This window comes from Acidisphaera rubrifaciens HS-AP3, from assembly GCF_000964365.1.
In the GTDB taxonomy this organism is placed as follows: Bacteria; Pseudomonadota; Alphaproteobacteria; order Acetobacterales; family Acetobacteraceae; genus Acidisphaera; species Acidisphaera rubrifaciens.
In genome coordinates this window covers 1-3,858 of sequence record NZ_BANB01000401.1, presented here as the reverse complement: position 1 = coordinate 3,858, position 3,858 = coordinate 1, and the positions used below count along the sequence as shown (strand labels likewise).

The window sequence follows — 3,858 nt, the reverse complement described above, 5'->3', positions numbered from 1 at the left end:
GCGCCGCCGGCCACGTCACCCGCCGCCGCGCCGCCGGCCCGCCGGCCGCAATTGACGCGGCGCCACCCGCGCCCACACGATAGTGAATGGCGCATGCCCGACATGCGCGCGGCAACGCTGATAGCTGATACGAGCAAAAGAACGGCGACCAGGGCAGACGACGTTGGACCTTACCCGCGAACTGCCGCTGGACCAGATCATGCGCGGCGACAGCATCGAACTGATGCGCATGCTCCCGCCCGCCTCCGTGCACTGCGTGTTCGCGGACCCGCCCTACAACCTGCAATTGCGTGGCGAACTGCGCCGGCCGGATGACAGCCTGGTCGATGCGGTGGACGAGGACTGGGACCGGTTCGCCGATTTCGCCGCCTATGACGAATTCACCCGCGCCTGGCTGACCGAATGCCGCCGCGTGCTGCGCAAGGACGGCACGCTGTGGGTGATCGGCGCCTATCACAACATCTTCCGTATCGGCGCCATCCTGCAGGATCTGGGGTTCTGGATCCTGAACGATGTCATCTGGCGCAAATCGAACCCGATGCCCAACTTCCGCGGCCGGCGCTTCACCAACGCGCACGAGACACTGATCTGGGCCGCGCGGGGACGCGATAGTCGTTACAAGTTCAACTATCAGGCCATGAAGGCGCTGAACGACGATCTGCAGATGCGCAGCGACTGGCTGCTGCCGCTGTGCACCGGGGCGGAGCGCATCCGCAACGCGCACGGGCTGAAGCTGCACCCGACCCAGAAGCCGGAGGCGCTGCTGCATCGCGTGCTGCTGGCCAGCACCGCGCCCGACGACATCGTGCTCGACCCGTTCGCCGGCACCGGCACCACCGCCGCCGTCGCCCGCCGCCTGTCGCGCCGCTACATCGCGATCGAGCGGCATCCCGCCTATGTGGAGGCAGCACTCGGGCGGGTGCGCCGGGTGCGGCCGGCGCCGCTCGATGGCGCCAGCAACACGCCGACGCGGCGCGAGGCGGCGCGCATCCCCTTCGGCAACCTCGTCGAACAGGGGATCGTGCCGCCGGGCACCACCGTCACCGACCGGCAGCGGCGCGTCGCCGCGACGGTCGCCGCCGACGGCACGCTGGTATGCGGCCCGCTGCGCGGCTCGATCCACAAGCTCGGGTCGGAGGTGCAGAACGCGCCGTCCTGCAACGGCTGGACGTTCTGGCATGTCGAGCGCGACGGCGCGCTGGTCAGCCTCGACACGTTGCGCGCGTCGATGCGGACCGCGTCAGACTGAGAGGTTGGGCGCCCAGGGCCCCGCCACCGGCTCGACCTCGCCCTCGCCGGGCCAGGGCGGCATGGTGATGGCGACCGCCGCGAGATCGCTGTCCGGCGCCGCGCGGAACTGAAACGCGCATCCCACGGGGATGGTCAGCGATAGGCCGGGCACCAGCGCGATCGTCGACGCGCCCTCCGGGCCCGCCCGCCACATCTCGCCGCGGCCGGCCGTGATATACCAGATCTCGTCGACGGTGCGGTGCCGGACGGCCATCGCGACCTGCCCGGCCGCGAGCGAGAAGCGCGCCATGCTGCCGCCGGCGAGGCGGCAGAGGACATGCACCGTGGACCCGTCCGGCGCCCGCACCACGGGCGCGTCGGCGAGCGCGACCGTCGCCGGGGCGATCATGTCGCCACCGCGTCGGTCGGCACCCGCGCCGGGGCGCCGAACCGCTGGGCGGCGAGGCGTTCGCCGAACGGCGTGCGGCGCGCGTTGTCCCAGAACTCGGCGTCGTAATCGGTGCGCCGATCCTCGCGCGCCCACGGCTTGCTGCGATAGGCGAAGTGGACGATCCAGGGGTCGAAGGCCCAGTCGCGCAGCACGCGCATCCACTCTCCCGTCGGTGGCCGGAGATTGGCCTCGAACCCGCCGAAGATGCTCGGCAGCGTGCCCGGTCCTTCCGGCATGTATTCGCGGTAGAGATAGGAAAACGCGTTCCAACGCGGGTCAAGCGGCAGATAGTCGCCGCGCAGCACCTGATTGAGCGCGTCCTGATCCGGCATGTTCAGCTCTCCGGCCGCGCGGCAGAACGCAAGGCAGCGTTCCACCAGCCGGGTGCGCCGCCACGCGCCGAGGTCCATCACCAGCACGCCGCTGTTGAAATACGGCGTCGTCGTCAGGTCGAAATCGAGGACGTCCAGCATGTAGTCATCGACCGTCACCGCGCGGCCGTTGTGGATGATCGGCATGGCGTGGTTGCGCATGTGATAGGTCAGCGAGAAATCCGTCATCGCCGCGACCGGATGGCCCCGCAGATCCGTCCGGTACAGCGCGGCCAGCGAGCGGCGCACCATCGTGTCGCTGTCGACATAGATCACCCGCTCGGCATCGATCAGCGACGGGAGCTGGAAGCGGTAATAGATGGCGTCGCTGTACTGCGCGGTGCGGTGCAGGTCGGTGTAATCCTCGGCGATGACGTGCTCGACGATGGTGAAGCGGTCGCTGTCGAGACTGTCGGCGAGCGCGCCGAGATCGATCGACAGCGCCGGGGCATGCAGCATGTGGAAGACGACATTCGCATCCGGCGTGGACGCCGCGACCGACGCCGCGACGACCGACGCGGGCATCGCCATCCGGTCGTCGAAGCAGCAGGCGACATGCACGGTCGCGTCCGACGCCCGGCGCGGCAGGATCGCCGGCATGCCGATCGGCGCCTCCGCCGGGGCGACGGACGCCTCGGCGGTCGTCCGGGCCGGCGGCGCGAGACGGTCGGCCATCGCGCGCGCGCATTCGTCCCAGTCAGGCACGCGCAGCGTCGCCGGCCGGCGCGGCTGCGACAGCGTCTCCGCGATGCGCGCGGCGAGCGCCCCGGCATCGGCCACCGGAAAATAGGTGATCGCGTCGCCCGCGATTTCGCGGAACACCGCGATGTCGGACGCGATCACCGGCGCGCCGCGAAGTGCCGCCTCGATGACCGGCAGCCCGTATCCCTCGTCGATCGACGCCTGGATCAGGCAGCGGCAATGCGCATAGGCGTGCGCCAGTTCCGCGTCCGTCGCGTCCTCGATGAGGAACAGCCGCTGCCCAAGCTCGGGATGGGCGCGCAGCCGCGCCTGCAGCGCCCGCGCCCGCCATCCGTAGCGGCCGATGATGACGAGAATGAACTCCTCGCTCGCCGCCCAGGCCAGGTCGCAGGCGTCGAGCGTCACGTCGTAGCCCTTGCGCGGCTCCAGCGTGCCGACGCTGAGCAGCGCACGGTCGGTGTCGAACAGGTCGGTGACCTGCCGCCGGGGCGCCGCGCGCCCGAGCCTGCGTGTCGGCTCCGCCGGATGCGCCGCGACGCCGAGCGGGAAGTGCCCGAGGCGCAGGCGGGGCAGCACGCGCGGGGCATGCGCGGCGAGCCAGTCGCGTATCTCCGCCTCGCCGTGGGCGGTGGATGTCAGGCACCACGCGGCCACCGGGAGGAAGCGCATCAGCCCGGCGCGGAAGGTGGGCGGCACCTCCGGCGGGTAGAACGACGGGTAGCGGAGCGGGAAGATGTCGTGCAGGAACAGCGCGACCTGCGCCCCGCCGCCGCGCACCAGCCTTACTGCCTCCTGATACATGTCGAGCGAGTACCAGAACACGTCGACGATCAGGAACACGTCGCCCGGCCCGGGCTGGATCGGCCGGGCGAGCAGTTCATGGGCGTAGTAGCTGTAGAGCGCGCCGTCCCGGTAGCAGACCGGCAGGCCGACACCCGTGCGCACGGCCGCCTCGGCCAGTTCGCGCACCACCCGCGGGATGCCGCCGCGCACCTGCGGCTGGCGCGCGGTCGGCGTCACGTCGATCAGGATGCGCGGCCGGCGGTGCAGGATCGCGCGGTCGAACGCCACCGACGCCAGCGCCGGGCGGGCCGCGACGTCGTC

General features: G+C 71.0%; 3 protein-coding genes. 1 reads left to right on the top strand and 2 read right to left on the bottom strand.

Annotated elements, in window-relative coordinates; all coding sequences use genetic code 11:
* Positions 1 to 199 precede the first annotated feature (199 nt).
* A complete protein-coding gene (locus tag B8460_RS11825) occupies positions 200 to 1,249 on the top strand; it encodes a site-specific DNA-methyltransferase (protein WP_048861804.1) in 1,050 nt (349 codons plus the stop codon).
* On the opposite strand, the gene B8460_RS11820 is transcribed toward B8460_RS11825, so the two are convergent.
* Positions 1,241 to 1,639 (bottom strand): cupin domain-containing protein, encoded by a 399-nt coding sequence (locus B8460_RS11820; RefSeq protein WP_048861803.1) that lies wholly within the window; start codon positions 1,637 to 1,639, stop codon positions 1,241 to 1,243. The two genes, B8460_RS11825 and B8460_RS11820, sit on opposite strands and share 9 nt — an antisense overlap.
* On the bottom strand, positions 1,636 to 3,858 hold a 2,223-nt coding region (locus tag B8460_RS11815), incomplete at its 5' end, for a glycosyltransferase (RefSeq protein ID WP_048861802.1). The genes B8460_RS11820 and B8460_RS11815, both read right to left, overlap by 4 nt.

Excerpts from the sequence above, each read along its gene's own strand:
- B8460_RS11820 (WP_048861803.1), bottom strand. The coding sequence starts at position 1,639 with ATGATCGCCCCGGCGACGGTCGCGCTCGCCGACGCGCCCGTGGTGCGG.
- B8460_RS11825 (WP_048861804.1), top strand. The coding sequence starts at position 200 with ATGCGCGGCGACAGCATCGAACTGATGCGCATGCTCCCGCCCGCCTCC.